At 36.2% G+C, this 23,366-nt stretch carries 14 protein-coding genes and 1 pseudogene; 4 read left to right on the forward strand and 11 right to left on the reverse strand.

Translation table 11 applies throughout. The features are described from left to right. Positions 1-346: 346 nt before the first annotated feature. The 8 genes and pseudogenes from ACFIK8_RS04390 to ACFIK8_RS04425 form a co-directional block, all read right to left on the reverse strand. The gene (locus ACFIK8_RS04390; RefSeq protein WP_375636103.1) at positions 347-3,097 is read right to left on the reverse strand and encodes a DEAD/DEAH box helicase; all 2,751 of its coding nucleotides are present in this window, start codon (positions 3,095-3,097) and stop codon (positions 347-349) included. Between the two features lie 22 nt (positions 3,098-3,119). Then, positions 3,120-4,561, reverse strand: a pseudogene (locus tag ACFIK8_RS04395) (site-specific DNA-methyltransferase). 281 nt (positions 4,562-4,842) lie between these two features. Beyond that, positions 4,843-5,244: an SUF system Fe-S cluster assembly protein gene (locus tag ACFIK8_RS04400; RefSeq protein ID WP_375636104.1), complete on the reverse strand. Its 402-nt coding sequence runs from the start codon at positions 5,242-5,244 to the stop codon at positions 4,843-4,845. Further along, positions 5,244-6,482, reverse strand: a complete 1,239-nt coding sequence (locus tag ACFIK8_RS04405) for a cysteine desulfurase (RefSeq protein WP_375636105.1) — start codon at positions 6,480-6,482, stop codon at positions 5,244-5,246. Before ACFIK8_RS04405 ends, ACFIK8_RS04400 begins: the two co-directional genes overlap by 1 nt. 10 nt (positions 6,483-6,492) lie before the next feature. Continuing rightward, positions 6,493-7,755 (reverse strand): Fe-S cluster assembly protein SufD, encoded by a 1,263-nt coding sequence (gene sufD, locus ACFIK8_RS04410; RefSeq protein WP_375636106.1) that lies wholly within the window; start codon positions 7,753-7,755, stop codon positions 6,493-6,495. Positions 7,756-7,766: 11 nt separating this feature from the next. After that, positions 7,767-8,522 (reverse strand): Fe-S cluster assembly ATPase SufC, encoded by a 756-nt coding sequence (gene sufC, locus ACFIK8_RS04415; RefSeq protein ID WP_375636107.1) that lies wholly within the window; start codon positions 8,520-8,522, stop codon positions 7,767-7,769. A 159-nt stretch (positions 8,523-8,681) separates the two neighbouring features. Further along, positions 8,682-10,193 (reverse strand): Fe-S cluster assembly protein SufB, encoded by a 1,512-nt coding sequence (sufB, locus tag ACFIK8_RS04420; protein ID WP_375636108.1) that lies wholly within the window; start codon positions 10,191-10,193, stop codon positions 8,682-8,684. 192 nt (positions 10,194-10,385) lie between these two features. Further along, positions 10,386-11,531 carry a cysteine desulfurase family protein gene (locus ACFIK8_RS04425; protein ID WP_015856378.1) on the reverse strand — a complete coding sequence of 382 codons (1,146 nt, stop codon included), beginning with the start codon at positions 11,529-11,531 and terminating at the stop codon, positions 10,386-10,388. A 161-nt stretch (positions 11,532-11,692) separates the two neighbouring features. On the opposite strand from ACFIK8_RS04425, the gene ACFIK8_RS04430 reads away from it, so the two are divergent. From ACFIK8_RS04430 to ACFIK8_RS04440, 3 genes are all read left to right on the forward strand, one after another. Continuing rightward, positions 11,693-12,373 (forward strand): alpha/beta hydrolase, encoded by a 681-nt coding sequence (locus ACFIK8_RS04430; protein ID WP_015856377.1) that lies wholly within the window; start codon positions 11,693-11,695, stop codon positions 12,371-12,373. 316 nt (positions 12,374-12,689) lie between these two features. Then, positions 12,690-13,943, forward strand: a complete 1,254-nt coding sequence (gene tyrS, locus ACFIK8_RS04435) for a tyrosine--tRNA ligase (protein WP_375636109.1) — start codon at positions 12,690-12,692, stop codon at positions 13,941-13,943. A 186-nt stretch (positions 13,944-14,129) separates the two neighbouring features. Beyond that, positions 14,130-14,615 carry a peroxiredoxin gene (locus ACFIK8_RS04440; RefSeq protein WP_375636110.1) on the forward strand — a complete coding sequence of 162 codons (486 nt, stop codon included), beginning with the start codon at positions 14,130-14,132 and terminating at the stop codon, positions 14,613-14,615. A 336-nt stretch (positions 14,616-14,951) separates the two neighbouring features. On the opposite strand, the gene prfB is transcribed toward ACFIK8_RS04440, so the two are convergent. From prfB to ACFIK8_RS04455, 3 genes are all read right to left on the reverse strand, one after another. Continuing rightward, positions 14,952-16,080 (reverse strand): peptide chain release factor 2 gene (gene prfB / locus ACFIK8_RS04445; protein WP_015856374.1). Its coding sequence is split into 2 segments (ribosomal slippage): positions 14,952-16,010 and positions 16,012-16,080, totalling 1,128 coding nucleotides; the frame shifts between segments, so codons are not numbered across the junction. Positions 16,081-16,247: 167 nt separating this feature from the next. Beyond that, positions 16,248-18,713, reverse strand: coding sequence for a penicillin-binding protein 1A (locus tag ACFIK8_RS04450; protein ID WP_375636111.1), 2,466 nt, complete (start codon positions 18,711-18,713; stop codon positions 16,248-16,250). A 168-nt stretch (positions 18,714-18,881) separates the two neighbouring features. Beyond that, the gene (locus tag ACFIK8_RS04455) at positions 18,882-20,111 is read right to left on the reverse strand and encodes an N-acetylmuramoyl-L-alanine amidase (protein WP_375636112.1); all 1,230 of its coding nucleotides are present in this window, start codon (positions 20,109-20,111) and stop codon (positions 18,882-18,884) included. Between the two features lie 588 nt (positions 20,112-20,699). On the opposite strand from ACFIK8_RS04455, the gene ACFIK8_RS04460 reads away from it, so the two are divergent. Further along, positions 20,700-23,330 carry a ribonuclease E/G gene (locus ACFIK8_RS04460; RefSeq protein ID WP_375636113.1) on the forward strand — a complete coding sequence of 877 codons (2,631 nt, stop codon included), beginning with the start codon at positions 20,700-20,702 and terminating at the stop codon, positions 23,328-23,330. The last annotated feature ends 36 nt before the right edge of the window (positions 23,331-23,366 follow it).

Consider the following 23,366-nt stretch of genomic DNA (forward strand, 5'->3'; position numbering starts at 1 on the left):
TATTTATAAAATTACCCAATGAAATTAAAATATTTTTTTAAATTTGTGACTATAAACTCAAAGATCTTTTCACATAAGGAAAGTAAGATTGTACTTTTATCAAAAATTGTAAATGTGCTAAAAATCCCCATAAAAAATCATAATCTTGTGTAACTTTTCTATACATTTTTCCTTTTATTTTAATGTTGTTAGAAAAAAATATTAATTTTATGATTTAAGAAACCCCTAATATTTTTAAATTAATGGTGCAATAGTGCAAAAAATTAAAAATAATTATTCAAACATTTGATTGGACCTCACATCGGTCAATTAAAAAACTTATGTGTTTTATTTTTGAAACGAAATGTTATGAGCTCTCAAGTATAGATTCTGCAATGGTAAACTCTGCACATAAACCTTCAAAACTACTATTTGCTTTAATAGCATCATGGGGAATAAGAACATAATACCATTTTTTGCCGCCATAAGTAGCTGCGTAGCGCGTTGCATGACAACACCATTGAACTGCAGCTTCTCCCTTTTTTAAAATAATAGGATTTTGCATTTCAGAGGTTTTTTTAGGCTCACAAAGATATTTGGCATCCTTCGTTTCTACAACAAAGTCCGGTTCATAGATTGATCCTTTATCATATTCTATCTTGAAAAAACCTCGAGCGGCTTTCATCCATTTCAATACTTGTACATCATCCTCTAATATTTGAGCAAATCGTAATTCCCCTTCTACTGAATCAAACTTTTGTAAAGGATAACAACATTTTCTAAAGCCGCTGAATACAAGTTTTTTAATATCGCTTTTAATGGCAGGAATATTACGAAAATCAAGAGGAGACGTCCCTTGCGGCAACACATAATGGATAGGTGTTAAAGTTGTAAAACCTCGTGTCACTTTAACCTCATAATCTTTTTGTGTTTCCCATTGATGTTCTCTTAATTGCGCAACAATAAAATTAGTAAGCTTATTCTGATAGTGAATTAATACGTTTTCAACAGCTGTATCATTGGGTAAATAAGATCGGAAATGTTCTACCATCTGACCAGCTAATTTTCGTAATAAGAGCGTATGGCTATCATAATCGATAAAATCATTATCAATTAAACCACGAATGATGTAGTTTTCAAGATAAGGCTCTTTGACATATTCATTCTTAGAAGTGAGAAAAATACTTTTATGGGTACGCAATTCTCGAATTAAAAGTTCTTTACTAACAGGTTGCAAATTTAAGCTTTCTAGATTTTTCAAATCGAAATCAGAAAAACCATAAGTCACGTCACGCGAAGGTATGAATACAATATTAGGAATATCTATCATCAATTCTGCTAATTGTTTTGTCAAAATTGTAACCACTTTTGATACAAGAGACTTTTGTGATGAAGGCTTAATATTCATAACTTTATTAGCAATTTTTTCTTGTATCGGTGCAGAATAAAGCATTTGAGAACTTGGCAATTTATCATTCTCTTTGATAAGATCCCACGCGATCGCTGCAATTTCTTGCTCTTCAGGCGTTAATGTAGGGGAATCTGTATTACGTAATATGATACCTTGTAAATCAGATGCTCCATTTATATCGGAATTACGTGTTACCATCGTTTGCATCAATAAAGCTTCTACTTGACATGGAACTGCCACAATATCTGTCTTTTCAGAGGGGATATCCCCTCCTGTTCCAATCTCAATATGCTTTTTTATAATTGAGTTTGGATCGTTTGCACGATCAATAATATCTTGAAAACGATCATGCGCAATAATTGTTAAACGATCAATAGCTTCCATGCCTGTTCTATACCCATAAGGCAAACGCAATCCACGCCCAATTGTTTGCTCTGTTAAAATTTCTGAAGCCGATGCACGCAACGGTACAATAGTATAGAGATTAGTAACATCCCACCCCTCCTTTAATTTATTAACGTGAATAACAATTTCCGTTGGCTCATGAGGATCCTCAATAGCAATAATTTTTTGAATATTTTGATCTTCTTCTATATTTGACTGTTTTGTATGAATCTCTAAAACTTTTCCCTTATAAGCCCCTGCAAAAAATTCATCTGATTCCAATAAATTCCGTAGTTTTTGTGCATGATTTGTATCTTGAGCAACAACTAAAATAAAAGGCTTAACGAACTTTTTGTTATAATCTTTTGCATAGACAATTAAATCTGCTTTCACATTTTCATGGGCATGAATTGCATCTTGTAATTTGATATGTTCTAATTGCTCAGATGTATGATTTTGAGCTTGAAAATCTTTACGTGTAGCAACAGCAGGTTCTTTTACAAAACCATCCCTCATAGCCTCTGCAAGTGAATAACTATAGACAACATTTTTAAAATCTACGGGTTTTGCACCTATTGTTTTTGGTGTCGCTGTAAGCTCTATTCCTAAAACAGGTTTTAACTCATTAATTGCCGCTGCACCAGCAGAAGCACGATAACGATGTGCTTCATCCATTAACAAAACTAAATCAGGAAGATTTGCGAGATAATCAAAATAACTTTCGCCAATTGTCTCTTGTAAGCGTTTAATCCTCGGCATACTAGATTTTAGTGCGCCTTTTTTATTATCTGTTGTATTAATTTTAGAAATATTAAAAATATTGATAAAAGCCGTATCTCTATTCTCAAACAAACGCTTTTGTCCTTGAAAATAGTGTTCATCAGCGCGAATACCTTTACCACTTTCATAATCTTCACCTGTAATAATAACGGGTCTATTGGCAATAAATTCACTCATTCCACTGAAAACATACTTCGGACTTTGGGGACTAAAATCCTGTTTTAACTTTTCATAAATAGTCAAATTTGGCGCTAAAACAAAAAAATGGCGACTGCGACCTGTTAAATAAAGATAGCTGATAAAAGCACCCATAAGTCGCGTTTTCCCAACCCCCGTTGCTAAGGCAAAACAAAAAGAGGGAAAGTTTCGTTCAAAATCTTGTACAGAAGGATAAAGATTTTTTATCACTTCTAACTCTGCAACCAAATCAGCATTTTTAGAAAGCTCTATATTTTCTAAGATTTTTACCAAAATATTTAAAGATTCACGTTGAGGATCACGTAACGATAAGCGAGCAGAAATCCTTTTTTCAATAGTGTTCATGAAAAACTCCGCTTTTTATATACTATTCAAATAAATCTAATTCTGCTTGCACAATATCTTTATTTTTGTTGTTTTCTTTTACCACAATCACTGGTTCAAGATTGGCTACATTTAAACTGTAATCGTCCCTTCCCCATTCGCATTTTTCTAATACTGCACGGGGGATTTTAGTGAGTGTCAGATTTTCAAAGGATGCTGATTTTGTATCAAAGGCTGTACCACAAATCAGCAACGTGCGATGAGAGCCTACCTCTTCACTCATTATACGGAGTTGTTCATGGGTCATAGCGCTTGTTGTGACATAAATATAATCTGTTTCGGTTGAATACCCTTGCATCCAATAATGATTTTCATCAGGTGCGTAGGTAAATCCCATATGTTTGCACATTGCTTCTGAAAGCATCGCAGCATTATATTCGCGACTAATAATCCATTGTCCCCATGGATCTTTTTGTAACAGAGAAGGTGCAAGGCGATAATAGCGAAATCCACCGCCACCTTGCCAATTGACACTTTTGGAAATTCCCCCTTGATCAGTTCCATCAATGACTTGTTTTAAACGAGGGATAATGTGGGTGTGACAATGCTCACCAAGTTCAATCATAATCCACTTTCTTCCCATTTTATGGGCAACAGCACCGGTTGTGCCAGAACCAGCAAAAGAATCCAGTACAAGATCACCGGGATTAGTGGCAAGTTGAATAATGCGTTCCATTAAACGCTCAGGTTTAGGAGTTGTAAAGACACTATCAGAATTGAAGACTTTGGCTTCTTTTTTTGCATCTTGATTATGGCCAACTTCCTGATAAGGCCAAATGGTCATTGAAACCATACCATTTTTTACCTCTGATAAAAAACGCTTCATAGAAGGAACATTACTTCCTGTTGGACCAAACCAAACACGATTATCTTCTAATAGCTTAGCAAATTTTTGTTTACTAACGCGCCAACTCGTTCCAGCAGGAGGCATCACACTGCGCCCAGAAGGCGTAACAATTTCATAAACATCTTTTAAATTCATAGTCTTAACTGAAAGATTATCTGATTTCCAAGGACCGCGAGGATCATTATCAGGGTTTTTATAGCGCGCATCCATATCGCTTGAACGAGGAAGCAATTGAGGGCGCCAAACAGTTTTATCTTTAGCATAAACCATTACAAAATCATGGTTGTCTGAAAGCCACTTTGCATCATTTTGTGGAGCATATTTTTTTGCCAAATGATATTGTTTATAAAATTTTTTCGACCAAAAATTTCATCCATTAACACTTTAAGGTAAGCTTGCTCGTCATCATCAATTGATATCCAGATACTTCCATCATCTGCCAGTAAATGATGTAACAATTCTAGCCTGTCTCTCATAAGGCTTAGCCATAGGGAATGCTCTAAACCATCTTCATAATGTTCAAAGGCATTGCCTGTATTATAAGGTGGATCGATATAGATGCATTTTACCTTCCCCATATATTCTTGTTCAAGCGCTTTGAGTGCGAGCAAATTGTCACCAAAAATAAGTTTATTATCAAAAATATCTTGGGATGATATTTGATGCGAAGCGTGATAAGATTTTTCAAGATCTTCTAATAAGATACGAGGCTCTAGTTTTGGGCGTTTTTCTTTTCCAATCCAGTTAAGTTCTAATTTTTGTTTATTATAACTCATGCGATTGTCCTTAAATTTAAACGCTTGTGAAAAGTAAACAGCTTATTCATGAATGGCTAAATTAGAGTCTCTTAACAATATTTTTAGTACCATCCGACAGCAATTTGAGCTTCTTCTGACATACAATCAGGTGTCCATGGTGGATCAAAAGTCATAGTGACTTCAACATACGAAACCCCTTCAACTGCACTGACTGCATTTTCTACCCACCCCGGCATTTCACCAGCAACAGGACATCCCGGTGCTGTAAGAGTCATTTCAATTTTTACTGAACGATCATCTTCAATATCAATACGATAAATCAGTCCTAGCTCATAAATATCAGCAGGAATCTCTGGGTCATAAACTGTTTTGAGAGCAGCAATAATATCATTCGTCATACGATCAATTTCATCTGCTGGAATCGCTGATACATAAGACTTTTTATTTTCGCTTACAGTTTCAACAGATTCTGTAGAATGACGCTCTTCAATTGATTCAGCCATTAAAAAAATGTCCTTGTTTCTTTCAATGCTTCTACTAATTGATCTACATCTTCTTGAGTGTTATACATGGCTAACGATGCCCGACAAATAGATGTTAGACCAAAGCGCTGTAATAAAGGCTGTGCACAATGGGTTCCCGCGCGTATTGCAACTCCTTTTCTATCAATAAACATAGCGATATCATGGGCGTGAATCCCTTCAATTGTAAATGATATAATAGCTCCTTTATTGGGAGAATGACCATAAATACGCAATGACTCAACAGTTTTAAGTTTTTCCTGCGCATAAGCTAAAAGGGACCTCTCATGGGCATGAATCGTGCTACGACCTTTCTCTTGTATATAATCAATAGCCGCAGTTAATCCAATAGCTTCAACAATAGGAGGAGTGCCTGCTTCAAAACGGTAAGGAGGAGCATTATAAAAAACCTTATCGGTTGTTACCTCCTCGATCATTTCCCCTCCTCCTTGAAAAGGACGCATTTCTTCTAATCTATCTTCCTTACCATACAAAACACCAATACCAGTGGGACCATAAAGCTTATGACCTGTAAAGACATACCAATCACAATCGAGATCTTGCACATCAACGGTTAAATGTACTGCTCCTTGAGAACCATCAACAAGAACAGGAATAGAATTTTGATGTGCGAGCTTAATAAGCTCTTTAACAGGAGGTACAGTTCCTAATATATTGGACATATGCGTAATAGCAACAAGCCGCGTTTTTTCGCTTAAAGCCTTTTGGAAATCTTCAATGTGCAGAACACCATTTTCATCGACAGGAACAAAAATAAGTTTCACACCTTTTTGTTCACGGAGAAAATGCCAAGGAATAATATTTGAATGATGTTCCATGATCGTTAGAACAATCTCATCACCTTCTTTGAGTTTGGGCATAGCCCAACCATAAGCAACGGTATTAATAGCTTCTGTTGCATTTTTCGTAAAAACAATTTCTTCAGCTTTTTGAGCATTTAGAAAAACACGAACGGTTTCACGAGAATTTTCATATGATTGTGTTGCTATGTTGGCTAAAAAATACATTCCCCTATGCACATTAGCATAACTATAGTGATAATAATTATTCATTGCATTGAGTACTGACATTGGTTTTTGGGCAGAAGCACTACTATCAAGATATGCTAATCGCTTTCCATAAACTTGATGGTGCAAAAGAGGAAAATCACGCCGAATTTCTTCGACATTATAAGTAAATGTTTTTACGTTATTTTCCATTTTTTTTACCTTAAACATTTTTTGCAAGCCATTTACTAATGATATTCTCCAAAGCAATTTGAATATTATCTTGCTTGATCTCATCAATGAGCTCAGAGATAAATCCTTTAATCAAAAGTGCACGCGCCGTTTTAAATGGGATACCACGCGCCATAAGATAAAAAAGATAATCATGATTAATATTAGCAACTGTTGCACCATGACCGCATGCAACATCATCAGCAAAAATCTCCAGTTCAGGCTTTGCATTAAATTCTGCATCATCTGAAAGAATAAGGCTATTACAAGCCATGCGTGCATCTGTTTTTTGCGCTTTTTGAGACACACGTATTATTCCTTGGAAAACACCAACAGCCTTATCTGTGACCACATTGCGTATAATTTCGGTTGATGTTGATTTTTCTTCCACGTGACGAACAGTCATTGTAAGATCACTATGTGTTTGTCCTGATAATAAATTTATAACGCGTAATTGAAAATCAGATTCTTCTCCCTGTAATTCAATATCGACTTCTTGGCGATTTAATTGGCTCCCTATATTAATGACATAAAGTGATAACTTCGCTCTTTGATCAAGAACAGCACAAAATCGACCAAATTGTGTAGAATTAAAATCACGATTGCGAATGAGAATCCACGTAACATCGCTATCAGCAGCAACATTTAATGAAAATATTGAACTGATAAAGGTATCTTTATCATTGCCAATCTGATGTTCAATAAACATAACTTGACTATTTTTATCAATTTTTATATCCGAAAAAATATGAGACTGTCCCCCCATTTGTATATTTTGTAATTCAATGGGTATATTTAACTTTGTATTTTCAGGGATGTGAAAAAGCCAACCATCTGTAACAAAAGCTGTATTTAACTGTCCAATAAAATCCTCATCAGAAATGTTTTGATTTATCTGTACAGAATTATCTTCTAATGCGTCTGAAAGGCGTTTTACTGTAATATTATCTACCTTTGACTCTATCGATGTTTTTCCATTGTTTATGGAGAAAACAGCACTTTCTGAAAGCAAAGAATCAACCAATTGATTGTTTTGAACTTTTGAAAAATTGCTAATAGACTTCAGTAAGGTACGCAGATTGGTATAATGCCAGCTTTCGATTTTACGGGAAGGAAGCCGTGTTGTTTGAAACTGCTCAATAGTTTTCTTGCGGATTTCCTGTACAGCTTTATCACCAGGTAAGTCGTTTACATACTGATTGAAATTACTGAGTATATTTTCTTCAACTGCTAACAAGTTTTGCTGTGTATTCATATTCAATAACCTCAAACCGCTTCCCTGATAAGATCAGCATACCCATTTTGCTCTAAATAAAGCGCTAAGGATTTATCTCCGCTTTTGATAATTTGTCCTTTATAAAGAACATGTACCGTGTCAGGAATAATATAATTAAGCAGCCGTTGATAATGGGTAATCACCAAAAATGAACGTTTTGAATCCCGAAGTTTATTAACACCATCTGCAACAATTTTTAATGCATCAATATCTAAACCAGAATCCGTTTCATCTAAAATGCAAAGTCTAGGTTCAAGAAGTGCCATTTGTAAAATTTCAGCGCGTTTTTTTTCTCCACCTGAAAAACCTACATTTAATGGACGCTTTAGCATATCCATATCTATTTCAAGTTTGGCTGAAACTTCTTTAACACATTTTATAAATTCAGGAATTTTAAGCTCTTTGTCACCACGCGCTTTGCGTTGAGAATTCATCGCAACTTTTAAAAATTCCATCGTTGCTACCCCTGGTATTTCCATTGGATATTGAAATGCAAGAAAAACACCATATGTAGCACGTTCTGCTGGATCCATTTCTAAAAGCGATTTTCCATTATAGAGAATATCTCCTTCTGTTATTTCATAATCATCACGACCAGCAAGCAAATAAGACAAAGTTGATTTTCCGGCTCCATTTTGTCCCATGATAGCGGCAACTTCTCCATCTTGAACTGTCAAGTTTAAACCACGAATAACTTCTGTATCGGTCCCAGCAATACGGGCGTGCAATTTTTTTATCTCTAACATAATTTAATCCTGTTTTGGCTGTTTTTCAGATACCAATGCGTATTATTTTGCCTTAGCATCCATCTACTTTTGTAATTACCATAGAGGTCATTTTTAGCATTATTTGCTACTGTTACAGCCCTTTTACATCAAGTCTTCTATTTATCTAATTACAATAAATTATCCAACACTACCTTCAAGGCTGATACCAATAAGCTTTTGTGCTTCGACAGCAAATTCCATGGGAAGTTTTTGAATGACCTCTTTTACAAAACCATTTACAATTAATGCGATAGCTTCTTCTTCGGGAATTCCTCTCTGCATAACATAAAAAAGTTGGTCATCAGAAATTTTTGATGTTGTGGCTTCATGTTCAAACTGAGCTGTTGCATTTTTTGCTTCAATATAAGGAACTGTATGCGCACCACAATCATTTCCGATTAACAAACTATCACATTGCGTAAAATTACGCGCATTTTGTGCTTTTCGATATGCTGTAACTTGTCCTCGATAAGTGTTATTTGAAAAACCTGCAGAAATGCCCTTGGAAATAATACGACTGGATGTATTTTTTCCCAAATGAATCATTTTTGTACCGGAATCAATTTGTTGATGACCGTTTGCAACAGCAATAGAATAAAATTCTCCACGCGCATTATCACCACGGAGTAAGCAGGATGGATATTTCCAAGTAATCGCAGAACCAGTCTCAACTTGTGTCCATGAGATTTTAGAGCTATCACCTCGACAATCTCCACGCTTCGTCACAAAATTATAAATACCGCCCTTTCCATCTTTATCGCCAGGATACCAGTTTTGTACTGTAGAATATTTAATCTCTGCATTTTTAAGGGCAATAAGTTCAACGACAGCCGCATGAAGTTGGTTTTCATCACGTTGGGGTGCTGTACACCCTTCAAGATAAGAAACATAGGAATCTTCAGCGGCGATAATCAATGTTCGTTCAAATTGGCCAGTGTTGCGTTCATTAATCCTAAAATAAGTTGAAAGCTCCATAGGACAACGAACCCCTTTGGGAATATAAACAAATGAACCATCTGTGAAGACAGCTGCATTTAAGGCCGCATAATAATTATCACTTATAGGTACAACTGTTCCTAAATATTCCTTAATAAGCTCAGAATGTTCAATAATCGCCTCTGAAATAGAACAAAAAATCACACCAGCACGTGCCAGCTCTTTTTTGAATGTTGTTACAACAGAAACAGAATCAAAGACTGCATCAACAGCCACCTGCCCCGATACAGACATACTGTCATCGAAAGTAGAGGGATCAGACTGTTTTCTTACTCCTGCCAAAATCTCTTGTTCTTTAAGGGGAATGCCAAGTTTTTCGTACGTTGCTAATAACTCAGGATCCACTTCATCCAAAGATTTTGGTCCTGTATGATTTTTTGGAGCAGCATAATAATAAAGCTCCTGAAAATCAATTTTAGGATATTCAAGACGCGCCCAATGAGGCTCTTGCATTGTCAGCCAACGTCGGTAAGCTTTTAAGCGCCATGTTAGCATCCATTCAGGCTCATGTTTTTTAGCAGAAATAAATTTGATAATATCTTCATTTAAGCCTTTTGGAGCTTTATCTGTTTCAATATTGGTTTCAAAACCATATTTATATTGGTCAACATCTATTTCACGTACTTGGCGTATTGTTTCTTGTACTGCCGGCATCAATTTTCTCCATTTTTTGGCGTCAAAAACCGGTAACTATTGGCGTCAAAAACCGGTAACTAAAAGTCTTGTTTTTTTACAAGATTAAAGTAGCAAGTTATTTCCTAGGCTATAGGTAAAGTGCAAAAATTTCAATCAAACTTATCTTATTTTTAAAATAATTCTAATTTTATAACTTTCTGATGATAAATCTTACCCTTTTTTCTTGCTTATAATTTGAGAAAAAAACGATAGAAAATCATCAATATCCTCAGAAGTTGTGTCCCGCCCTAGCGAAATGCGAATGGCACCATTTGGAACATGATACCCCATTGCCTCCAACACTTTGCTTTGTTTTACTTTTCCCGAAGAACAAGCCGAGCCGGATGATATAGAAAACCCTTCTAAATCAAAAGCAATTTGCATCGTTTCAGCTTTTATATTTTTCACGGTAAAGTAAGTTGTATTTGGCAAACGTTGAACTCTTTTGCCAAAAATTTCAACATTTTTACTTATTTTTTGTAGTCCATCTTCTAATTTATTGCGTAAATATATTAACTGTTTTATTTCTTCCTGTGTGAAACAATCAGCCATTGCTGCCCCAAAAGCAGCAATAAGGGGCAATGCTTCTGTTCCTCCACGGAGACCTTTTTCTTGTCCTCCCCCAATAATAAGAGGTTGTGGCATAAGAAGATTACCACATGAAACAAAAGCACCTATTCCTTTAGGACCACCAATTTTATGTGCAGACAGTATAAAAAAATCTCCTCCTAGCTGATTAATATCCACGAAATTTTTATCGACATATTGTGTCAAATCAACAATAAGAGTACCTCCTAAATCCCGAACAATAGCGGCGATTTCTGTTAACGGTTGAATAACACCCGTTTCACTATTTGCAGCTTGAATAGCAACAAGAGGTAAACCTTTTGTTTTATCGTGAACCGTTAAGAGTGATGTTAATTTATCTTGTTGAATGAGCCCGTCTTGATCAACAGCAATGACGCTTATCAATTCTTTAGAAAAACGCCCTCCCTCTGCAACAGAGGGATGTTCAGTCGCTCCAAGGTAAAGATGAGAAAATTGAACTTTTGCATTCCCCATATTGTAAAAGGGTGTTAACAAAGTCATCGCTGCTTCACTCGCACCAGAGGTAAATACCACGTGATCTGGATCTGTTTTAAGATTTTCAGCGATTTGTCGACGTGCCTTTTGCAACAAGGTTTTAGCCGCACGCCCTTCCTTATGAACCGATGATGGATTACCAAATATCTCTAAAGATTCCACTAACGCCATCCGTGCCATTTTTTTGAGCGGTGTTGTTGCGTTATGATCAAAATATCGGCGTCTTATAACCATTTTACATCGCAATCATTAATCTTATGAATTGATTAAAAAAATAGCGCAATTTTCTTGAAAAGTGCACTAAAAAAAGAATATCTAATAATTATTTAAGAGATTCTATGGTAAAAGTCGACCAAGGTCAATGAAAGCCTTTTATTGCATTTAAGGAGCATTTTATGCCAGAAATTATTTTTAACGGTCCCGCGGGTCGGCTCGAAGGGCGTTATCAACCTTCACAACAAAAAAATGCACCCATTGCGATCATTTTGCATCCTCATCCCCAATTTGGTGGAACTATGAATCATAAAATTGTCTATGACCTCTTTTATATGTTCCAACAACGTGGCTTTACAACTTTACGTTTTAACTTTCGTGGTATTGGTCGTAGTCAGGGTGAATTTGATTATGGAATAGGAGAACTTTCAGATGCTGCTGCTGCTCTCGATTGGGTGCAAACACAACATCCAGACTCTAAAAATTGTTGGGTAGCAGGATATTCATTTGGAGCATGGATTGGTATGCAGCTTTTAATGCGCCGACCGGAAATTGAGGGATTTATCTCAGTTGCCCCTCAGCCTAATGTTTATGACTTTTCATTTCTTGCACCTTGTCCATCTTCTGGACTTATCATTCATGGCGGTATCGATAAAGTTTCCCCCCCAAAAGATGTTCAAATACTTGTCGATAAATTGAAAACACAAAAAGGAATCATCATCACACAAGAAATATTGGAAGAGGCTAATCACTTTTTCAGTGGATGTCATGAAGAACTTATTGAACGATGTGCCCACTATTTGGATAACCATATCACCAATGAACTTCTCGCTCCTCCTCCTGAAATACTTTCACTAACTTAGGAAAACACGATGGATTTATAAAAAATCAGAAAAAATCGTCTTTGATCATAACTAAAGTAATTTTTTTAGTCTGTACTTAAAACTTTTCTAAATTTTATTCTAGGATAGAAATGAGAATAACAGAATGCATTTTTTCTATCACCTAGAAATCTCTTTTTTAGCGTAAAAAGGAAATAATACCTGTATTATTATCTTTATATTATCAATATGTCTCTTTCTCTTGTGATGTGTGCATCAGTTATGATAGATAACGCTCCATCATATAATCACCTATTATATGAAATGAATGCACTCTTAAAATTAGGAAATTGAATCTGTGTTTGCCTTTAAATCTGATTTTTTACACATTATGAGCGAACGTGGTTTTATCCACCAAATTTCAGATGAAAAAGGCTTAGATGATCTTTTTTCAAAAGAAACTGTAAGCGCTTATATTGGATTTGATCCAACAGCATCGAGTTTACATGCTGGAAGTCTTCTTCAGATTATGATGCTTTATTGGTTACAAAAAACGGGTCATCGTCCCATTGCTTTAATGGGTGGAGGAACCGGATTAATCGGTGATCCTTCCTTCAAAGATGAAGCGCGACGTCTTCTGACACAAGATGATATTGCTGCAAATATCGATGGTATTAAAAAGGTATTTGCTAACTATTTGACATTCGGTGACCGAGAAACTGATGCTTGTATTGTGAATAATGCTGAATGGTTATGCAATTTAAACTACTTAGAATTTTTGCGTGATGTGGGAAAACATTTTTCTGTCAACCGTATGTTGTCATTTGATTCTGTCAGACTCAGACTTGAGCGTGAGCACTCTTTGTCATTCTTAGAGTTTAATTATATGATTCTGCAAGCTTATGACTTTGTTGAACTTTATAAACGTTATGGGTTGCGTATGCAAATGGGGGGCTCTGATCAATGGGGCAACATTATTAACGGAATCGAATTAGGGCATCGTTTAGGAACACCACAATTATATGCGTTAACATCACCATTGTTGACAACCTCTTCCGGTGCCAAAATGGGTAAATCATTGAATGGGGCTGTATGGCTGAATGCGGATATGCTTTCACCTTATCAATTTTGGCAATATTGGCGCAATATAGAAGATGCTGATGTAACACGATTTCTAAAGCTCTATACCCTATTGCCAATGGATGAGATTCTTAAACTTTCTGTACTACAAGGGACAGAAATTAACGAAGCAAAAAAAATTCTTGCAACAGAAGTTACAGCAATGTTGCATGGACGTGCTCTTGCCAATGCAGCAGCAGAGACTGCTCGCAAAACGTTTGAAGAAAAAACTCTGGGAGAAAATCTTCCAACTGTTGAAATTAATGCCTCAGAATTAAAAAAAGGTGTTGGATTGCTCACTCTTTTAGTACAAGCAGGACTCGCTAAATCTAATAGTGAGGCACGCCGACACGTTCAAGGTGGAGGTGTACGTGTAAATGATCAAATTATTGAGGATGAAACACATCTTATTATTGAAGGGGATGTCAGTGCGGAAGGAATCATTAAGCTTTCTTTCGGTAAGAAAAAACATATTGTGATAAAACCAGTATAATCTTTTGTTGTTTTGTTTATGTTGTTCACGCCGATCTTGTTCTTTCAATCCAATCGTTGTGATAGAGCGAGTTTTGTTAGGAAAATAAAGGTCTCTTAAAAACAATAATATTCTAGAGAGTTGAATAGTTCTTTTCTTCTGTGTACTCTGATATCTTATACTTATTACACAAGAAAGATGAAAACAATGACAAGATCAATGAAAGGTGCTCTTGCTCCTGATTTTAATTTGCCTCGCGATGGAGGAGAGACAGTATGTCTTTCTGACTTTAAAGGAAAACCTGTTGTTTTATATTTTTATCCAAAAGATGACACCAGCGGTTGCACAAGCGAAGCACTTGATTTCACAAAATTAAAGATGAAATTTGATGAAATTGGTGTTGCTGTTATTGGAATCTCTCCAGATAATGTAAAAAAACATGATAAATTTAAAGTAAAATATGAACTTGATGTCATCTTGGTTTCTGATGAAGAAAAAACAACCCTCGAAGCTTATGGTGTTTGGGTTGAGAAAAGCATGTATGGACGCAAATATATGGGTGTTGAACGGAGCACTTTTTTAATTGATGCAAATGGAATAATAGCAGAAGAATGGCGCAAAGTAAGCGTATCTGGGCATGCTGAAAATGTTTTAGCTACTGCAACACTTTTACATCATAACGCTAACTTATAAATTGAGTGTTTGATTTATCTTAAAAAGCAAAAGTCATCCTCCGAATTGATTTTAGTTTTTCAATGGATTCAATTTTTACAATATATTGATTTATAAGGATAATGAATTGTTTTATATTTATATTAGTCCTCCGAATATCGCAAATTTTTCTTATTTCAGCTTTCTATCACTTGCAATATCATAAGCAGGATTGGCGTGTGAGAAAAAATTGAAGAAAGGAACAAGAAAATCCCTCTTTGAACCTTTAAAGTATCAAGAACTATCGTAATATCACAACATCAATAAAACAAACAACTTAAGAAAAAAATCTACATGGCTTGAAGGAAGGATATATAATTAACGAATATCCTCAATTTCTTTGTCTTGTCCATAAATGCGCCGTGCGAGTGCTGCCTCTATAAATGCATCTAAATTACCATTCAGTACGGATTGTGGATCCGTATTTTCAATCCCTGTACGCAAATCTTTGACAAGCTGATAGGGTTGAAGAACATAAGATCTAATTTGATGTCCCCATCCGATTTCTGTTTTAGAAGATTCAGCAGCATTGGTTTCTTCTTCTCTTTTTTTAAGCTCTTCTTCATAAAGCCGTGCACGCAACATCGACCAAGCCGTAGCGCGATTTTTATGTTGAGAACGCTCTGTTTGACATTGAACAACAATACCCGTTTTTATATGTGTGATGCGAACAGCGGAATCTGTCGTGTTAACATGTTGTCCTCCTGCTCCCGATGCACGATATGTATCAATACGCACATCTGCCTCTGAAACATCAACTTCAATATTGTCATCAATAACTGGATAAACCCAAATGCTTGCAAAAGAGGTATGGCGCTTTGCATTCGAATCAAATGGAGAAATCCGCACCAAGCGATGAACGCCTGATTCTGTTTTTAACATTCCATAAGCATTATGCCCTTTTACAAGAATAGTCGCTGACTTTATTCCTGCTTCTTCTCCATCATGAATTTCTAAAATTTCAACCTTCATTTCATGCTGTTCAGCCCAGCGCATATACATACGTAAGAGCATAGAAGCCCAATCTTGGCTTTCTGTTCCCCCTGCTCCAGCATGAACTTCTAAATAGGTATCATTCGGATCTGCCTCTCCTGAAAGAAGTACATCAATTTGCCTTTTATCTATCTCATTTTTAAGATTACGTATTGAATTTTCTGCATCAGCAATAATTTCAACATCACTTTCTTCTTCGCCCATCGCGATAAGCTCAATGCATTCTTCAAGTGTTTTTGTAAATGATAAAAGACCATTGATTGAATCATCAAGACGTTGACGCTCACGCATCATATCCTGTGCTTGTTGTGCATCATCCCATAATGACGGATCTTCCGCTTTTTGATTAAGATATTCGAGACGTTTTAGTGATTGATCCCAGTCAAAGATGCCCCCTTAGCAATTGAATTGCTTTCTGGATTTCATCAACTAATGTTTCTATTTCTGCTCGCATAATTTAACACCGTATTTTTTAACACTCTTTCTGGTTATGTCACTAGAATTTTATACAAATTTGATAGCTGCTATGAGGAAATAGCATGGACTTATCATTCTATTTACAGGACCGACACTGTAAAAAAATAAAAACTATAGACTCATGGCAAAAGGAGATTTTGTTGATTAATACAGCCCACCTGTCCCACTTTCAAGGGCTTTATTGACTTGTGGAGAAGTGGTTACTGCAGGAACACCTTCTTGAAAAGAATTTGTACTCCCAATAACTTGATATATATCAGCAGGACCAGTCCCTGGTTTAAATGCTTCTATAATGACATCTTGATCTCCTCTTTCCGCAAGCATTCCTGTTTTCCGATTAATTGGCATTAAAATCATACCCTTTGGCATCTTAAAGGGAACATCTGGCTTTCCTTTAAGAGCATTTGCCATAAACTCACCAAAAATAGGTGCAGCTAATGAACTTCCGGTTCCATTATATCCTAATGGAGCAGGTTGATCGTAGCCGATAAAAATACCAACGACAATGTCAGGAGTAAATCCCATAAACCAGACATCTTTAGAGTCATTGGTTGTCCCTGTCTTAGCGGCAATATGTCGATTAAGATAACGTAAACGTGCTGCAGTACCACGCTGAACAACCCCTTCCATCATGGATGTAATCTGATAAGCAGTCATAGGGTCAAGAACTTGATCTCGCTCATCAATCAATGTGGGTTCACGTTGATTATTCCATGAAGGCGTATTACAATTTTCACAAATACGATCATCATGACGATAAATTGTCTTTCCATAACGATCTTGAATTCTGTCTATCAGAGAAGGCTTAATAGAGCGTCCCCCATTGGCAATAACTGAATAAGCTGTAACCATTCGTAATACTGTTGTTTCACCAGCCCCTAAAGCCATGGGAAGATAAGGCTGCAATTTATCCACTATGCCAAAGCGTTCTGCATATTCAGCGACAAGAGGCATTCCCATATCATTGGCAAGCCGTATTGTCATAAGATTACGAGAACGCTCAATACCATAACGCAACGTTGAAGGTCCTGCAAATGTACCACCATAATTTTTTGGTTGCCAAACTTCCCCATTATATTGACGAACTTCAATGGGGCCATCTAAAACAACGGATGCTGGTGTATACCCGTTATCAAGAGCTGCTGCATAAACAAAAGGCTTAAAAGCAGACCCCGGTTGGCGATAAGCTTGGGTTGCACGATTGAATTCAGATGCAGCAAAAGAAAATCCTCCCACCATAGCAAGAACGCGCCCTGTATGAGGTTCCATAGCAACAATTGCACCTTCAACCTTTGGAATTTGTTGTAAACGATAAGTGTTGTTTGTATTGGATAGTTTTTCAACAAAAATGACATCCCCAACTTGCAGAACATGAGATAAATTCTGAACAGTTTTTCGATAACCATTTTCTTTTACAACATGGAGTGCCCATTTTGAATCAGATTCAGATAAAACAGCAATTTCCCGTTTTTTTGATAATATACCTGAAGCTTCGCGCTGTGGCTGTAAACCAATCTCTACTTTATTGGGATTAGCAGAAAGAACAACAGCTAAACGCCATTCAGGAACATCACTTAGCCCCGTGATATTTGCAAGTTCTATCCCCCAATCACCTTTTTTATCGATATGCGCATAAGCTCCACGCCATCCTTGCGAATGATCAAATCTAATTAATCCAGCGTGCAAAGCACGTCGCGCAATAAGTTGTAAATGCGGATCAAGCGTTGTACGAATGGAAAGCCCACCTTCATAAAGTGTCTTAGCCCCATAGCGATGTATTAAACGACGTCGCACTTCTTCAGTAAAATAATCAGCCGCAAAAACATAGCTATCACTCCCACGTATTGTCGCTCCTAAAGGTTTAGCTTTCGCTTTTTCACCTTGTTCACGCGTTACATATCCATTTGCAATCATCCGATCTATAACCCAATTGCGCCGATCAATAGCACGTTGTGTATTCTTAAATGGATCATAATTTGCTGGCCCTTTTGGAAGAGCAGCCAAATAAGCACATTGTTCTAGCGTCAGATCATTGACGGATTTATTGAAATAGGTCAAAGAAGCAGCGGCTATACCATAAGTACCACGACCCAAATAAATTTCATTGAGATAAAGTTCGAGAATATGATCCTTTGAATAAGTTTTCTCAATACGCATTGCTAAAATAGCTTCCTTAAATTTACGCTCTAACGTTGTTTCTGAACTTAAAAGAAAGTTTTTAGCGACTTGTTGCGTTATAGTTGATGCACCCTCTGGACGTCTTCCAGAACCAATATTACGAATATTATTGATCAAAGCTCGAGAAAGTCCTTCGGGATCTAAACCAAAATGATGATAAAAGTTTTTGTCTTCAGCCGAAATAAAAGCATTTATAACAAGCTTTGGTATTGATTGAATTGGTAAATAGAGGCGATGTTTTGTTGCAAACTCTGCCATAAGACGGCCATCAGAAGCATGGACGCGGGTCATTACCGGCGGCTCATAAAGTGAAAGAACTTCATAATCAGGGAGTGCATTTGCTTGACCACTGGTCATAACACCCCATGTTATTGCTCCACAAAGTCCAATAGCAACAAAAAAACGAAGAAGATATCTCAAAAAAATCATCATAAAAACGGCTATCGCTTTCTTAAGAATTAATCAAAGAAAAAATACGTTACTTCAAACACACCAAGCGGATATCACCACAAGATTGAGATCAAGAGAAATTATTTTCTATCTTTTATTTATACTAAGGTACACTAGAACCCCATATTGATACTCTATTTTCTCACAAATTTAAAGAGGCTGTATCATTTTCTGCCTATAATGAGCAAATTGACGAATAGAATGAGCAATAGAGGCTGCCATTTGTTTTCTCCAATGAGGATCATTTAATAACTTTTCGTCCTCTTTATTGGATAAATAACCTATCTCTATCAAGACGGAGGGTATATCTGAAGCTCTTAAAACTTGAAAATTAGCATACCGATGTGGGTTATTAATCAAGTTAATATGATTCTTTGATAAACTTGAAATAACACTATTTGCAAAATTAACCGAAAATGTATGTGTTTCACGTCGTGTAAGATCCATCAAAATATCTGTAACTTCGAGTGTTTCATCTGCAGGCAAACCATCCAGCAAATCAACTTTATTTTCATTTTCAGCTAAAGATTTTGCAATGGCATCAGAGGCTTTGTCTGATATGGTATACACTGTAGCACCGCGAAGAGAATGTAGATCAATCGTATCTGCATGAATAGATATAAAAAGATCAGCATCGAGCTCTTGCGCTTTTTTAACTCTTTCACTTAGTCTTAAAAAAATATTGGAATCTCGCGTTAAAGCAACAGTAATATGAGAATCCTTTTGTAATTCGTCTCGCAATGCACGCGCAAAGTCTAAAGTCACATCTTTTTCTAAAACTCCAGTAACACCCCGTGCACCGCCATCAATACCACCATGACCAGGATCAAGAACAACACGAAAATTATATGCTGGCATTAACTGCGTTTTTGTATCAAAATTGGTCTTTTGCTGTTTTTTTAATATTTCATCAAATTTTTCTAGTGTAGTTTTACGAATATCAATCAGCAACTGCCATAAATCATTATTTAATTTTTTTACGACACTTTTTTCAATTACAAAGGCCGTTTTACTTGTCAAAATAATGCGTGAAGTCTGTATGTCAGAAAAAGCATAACGCACATCTGAAAGCATAACGGATAATGTATTCTGTTTCTTTAAAGGCGTATTTTGCATCGAAAAGTCAATTGTAGGTAAATTGATAACCAACCGTGCTGGCCTGTCCAAAATCTGTAAACGAACATTTGGTTTTGAATTGAAAACCGCAATAATACGCGTATGAACACTATCACCAATGGTTCGAAAATTAATAAGTCTCAGAGGATCTGCGGCTTGAACACTGGTTTGGAATAGCAAAAATAATAATAAAAAGTATGTGACAAGCACAATAACATTCCCATAAGCTGTTTTCAGCTTTTTGGTAAAGAAAACTCTTATCATAAGCAAAATACTCTACATTACATTTGTAATAATTTATCTTGGTTATATAAAAACGATACACCAATTTATTCTCTATTTTTCAATAAAAGCTAAATAAACACCCAAAAACGAAATTAAGGTCATTAAAGACATTATCATTATACATGATTTACATTGTTACTTGCCAAACGCATGATATCAACATAAAAGAATATTTATGCTTCCTAGCTGATAATAGTCATCTAAATTATCTGTAACTCATATTAAGTTGTCTTTAGAGGTTTTTTGCCTATTATGCATTGAGACTTTTTTATGGATGAAAAATTTCTATGTTATAACATTAGGATTGCATTACTTAAGATTCGTTGGTTCGGATATCCGAACTGTTTTAAAGATTATTTTACCGGAGACTTTTAAGAAATATGAGTCATAAAAAACAGATGGAGATAATGATGAGAAATGGTGTAAATGCAGTCATGCCTTTGCACGTGGTGTTCCGTCCTGTTTTTCTGGTACCTCCCTTTTATGGCAGACAGCCTTTTATATTTACGAATAGTTATAGCGTTCGTTTGAGTAAAATTGTGCATGTCGCCTTCAGGATATTAGCTTATGTCAAACAAAATGCTTATAGATGCCTCCCATCCGGAGGAAACACGTGTTGTTGTTGTTCACGGCAACAAAATTGAAGAACTTGATTTTGAATCAGAACATAGAAAACAGCTCAAGGGGAATATTTATCTCGCACGTATTACGCGTGTAGAACCGTCTCTCCAAGCAGCTTTTGTTGAATATGGTGGAAACCGACATGGTTTTTTAACATTTTCTGAAATTCATCCTGATTATTATCAAATTCCTATTGCTGATCGCCTTGCTCTTCTTGAAGAAGAGGAAAAAGCAGCTGTAGGAGAAAATTCTATAGATGCCTTTACGGAAGAAGCAACTAAAAATAAAAAACGCTCCAGAAGAACAAAAAAAAATGGAAAAAACAATGTCATAGCAGCCGATATTGAAAATGATATCACATCTGAATCAACAATAATTGATAATACAGAAGAAGCATTAAATGCCGATATCTCTTATGATGAGATCGAAATGGTTGGTGCTGAGGACATCCGTGAAGAGCTCCCAATTTATCAAAGAAAACAAGGGCGCCAGTATAAAATTCAAGAAGTCATTAAACGACGTCAAATTTTGTTGGTACAAGTCATTAAAGAAGAGCGTGGTAATAAAGGTGCTGCCCTTACAACATATCTGTCTTTAGCAGGTCGTTATTCTGTTCTAATGCCCAATACAGCACGTGGTGGTGGTATTTCACGAAAAATTACGAACGTACAAGACCGTAAGCGTCTTAAAGAAATCGTAAAAGAATTAGCCGTTCCAAAAGGTATGGGTGTTATCTTACGAACCGCTGGTGCCAATAGAACAAAAGCTGAAATTAAACGTGATTATGAATATCTTATGCGGTTATGGGATACTATTCGCACTTTGACACTCGAGTCAACGGCGCCATGCCTTGTCCATGAAGAAAGTAATCTCATCAAGCGTTCTATACGAGATCTTTACAATAAGAACATTAGTGAAATTCTTGTCTCTGGAGACCAAGGATATCGTGAAGCGAAAGACTTTATGCGTATGCTTATGCCAAGTCATGCAAAAGTTGTGCAACCTTACCGTGATCCTACACCCATTTTTGCAAGAAATAATATTGAAATTCAACTTGATAAAATGTTGCAACCACAGGTTTCTTTAAAATCTGGTGGTTATCTTGTTATTAATCAAACAGAAGCACTTGTTGCTATTGACGTAAATTCTGGCCGCTCTACGAAAGAATTCTCTGTCGAAAAGACAGCTTTACAAACTAACCTTGAAGCTGCTGAAGAAGTAGCGCGTCAATTACGCTTGCGTGACCTTGCTGGTTTAATTGTGATTGATTTTATTGATATGCTTGAAGAACGCAATGTAAAGCTGGTCGAAAAAAAATTAAAAGATTGTTTAAAAAATGATCGTGCTCGTATTCAAGTAGGTCATATTTCACACTTCGGCCTTTTAGAAATGAGTCGTCAACGTATTCGCATATCGGTTTTAGAAAGTACAACACAGCCCTGCCCGCATTGCGCAGGAACAGGAAATATACGTTCTGAATCATCAATTGCGTTACATGTCATGCGCTCAATTGAAGAATATCTTCTTCATAATTCGCAATATAATATTATCGTGCGCACACCCGTAGCAACAGCGCTTTATGTATTAAATCATAAACGCAACATTCTTGTTAATTTAGAAACTCGCTTTAAGCTTAATATTAGTATTGAAGCAGATGATAGTATTGGAACGCAACATCTTGTTATTTCTAAAGGCTCAATAGCAGAGAGCATTTCTCGATCTTCATTGGAAGATGTTAATAAGCAAGAAATTGAAGATTCTGTTTTCACAGAAAGTGAATCTATTGAAAATCCTTCTCCCATTGAAACAAACCAAAAGCGTCGGCGCAAAAATCGTCACGATGAAATTACTGATCATTCTCTCTCCAACGTTCATAAAAAAGAAGATACCTTGAGTGATGATTCTTATCGTCGAGGACGTCGTCGAGGACGTCGTGGTGGTCGACGCAATCAAGATAATAGTTTTCATCAGATTCGCATTCCTTACGCAGAACCAGTGGGAGATTTTGCTAAGCAGGCTTTAGCAGAAATTAAAGCAGCACACCGCAAACATCGTGTTTCACCTGCTAAATCTTTTGAACTTGAAGAAACAAAAAATAATACACAAGCTCTAGATATACAACAACAGGGTGAATCTGAAAAAAATGATACAAGTATTAAACCTAAAAAACGTAAAACACGTTCTTCAAAAGTAGTAGAAAATCAACTTTCTTTAGATAATGATCAAAATGTCGTAGAACAAAAATCTCTTGAAGAAAAACCTAAAACTAGTTCAGTACGTAAAGCTAAAACAAAAAAGGCAGACAAATCTATTCATAAAGTAGAAGATAAAACTCTTGAAAATAGTAAAAAGTCAACACGTGGAACACGTAAAAAATCATCTTCTAAAGAGGCAACGCAAATACAAAAAATATTAGAGAAAGAAACTATAATCGAGATGGAGGAAGTTGTCGAAACCTCTCCTTCCCAAATTGAAGAAACAATTAATCAACCCGTTGTTGTTTCATCAACGCCTAATGATTCTTCCAAAACTGAACGTATTGGTTGGTGGAAACGCAGAATTCTTTCGAAAAATTAAAGATTAAAAAAACCGCCACAGTTTTCTGTGACGGTT

This window comes from Bartonella sp. MR168JLCBS, from assembly GCF_042194175.1.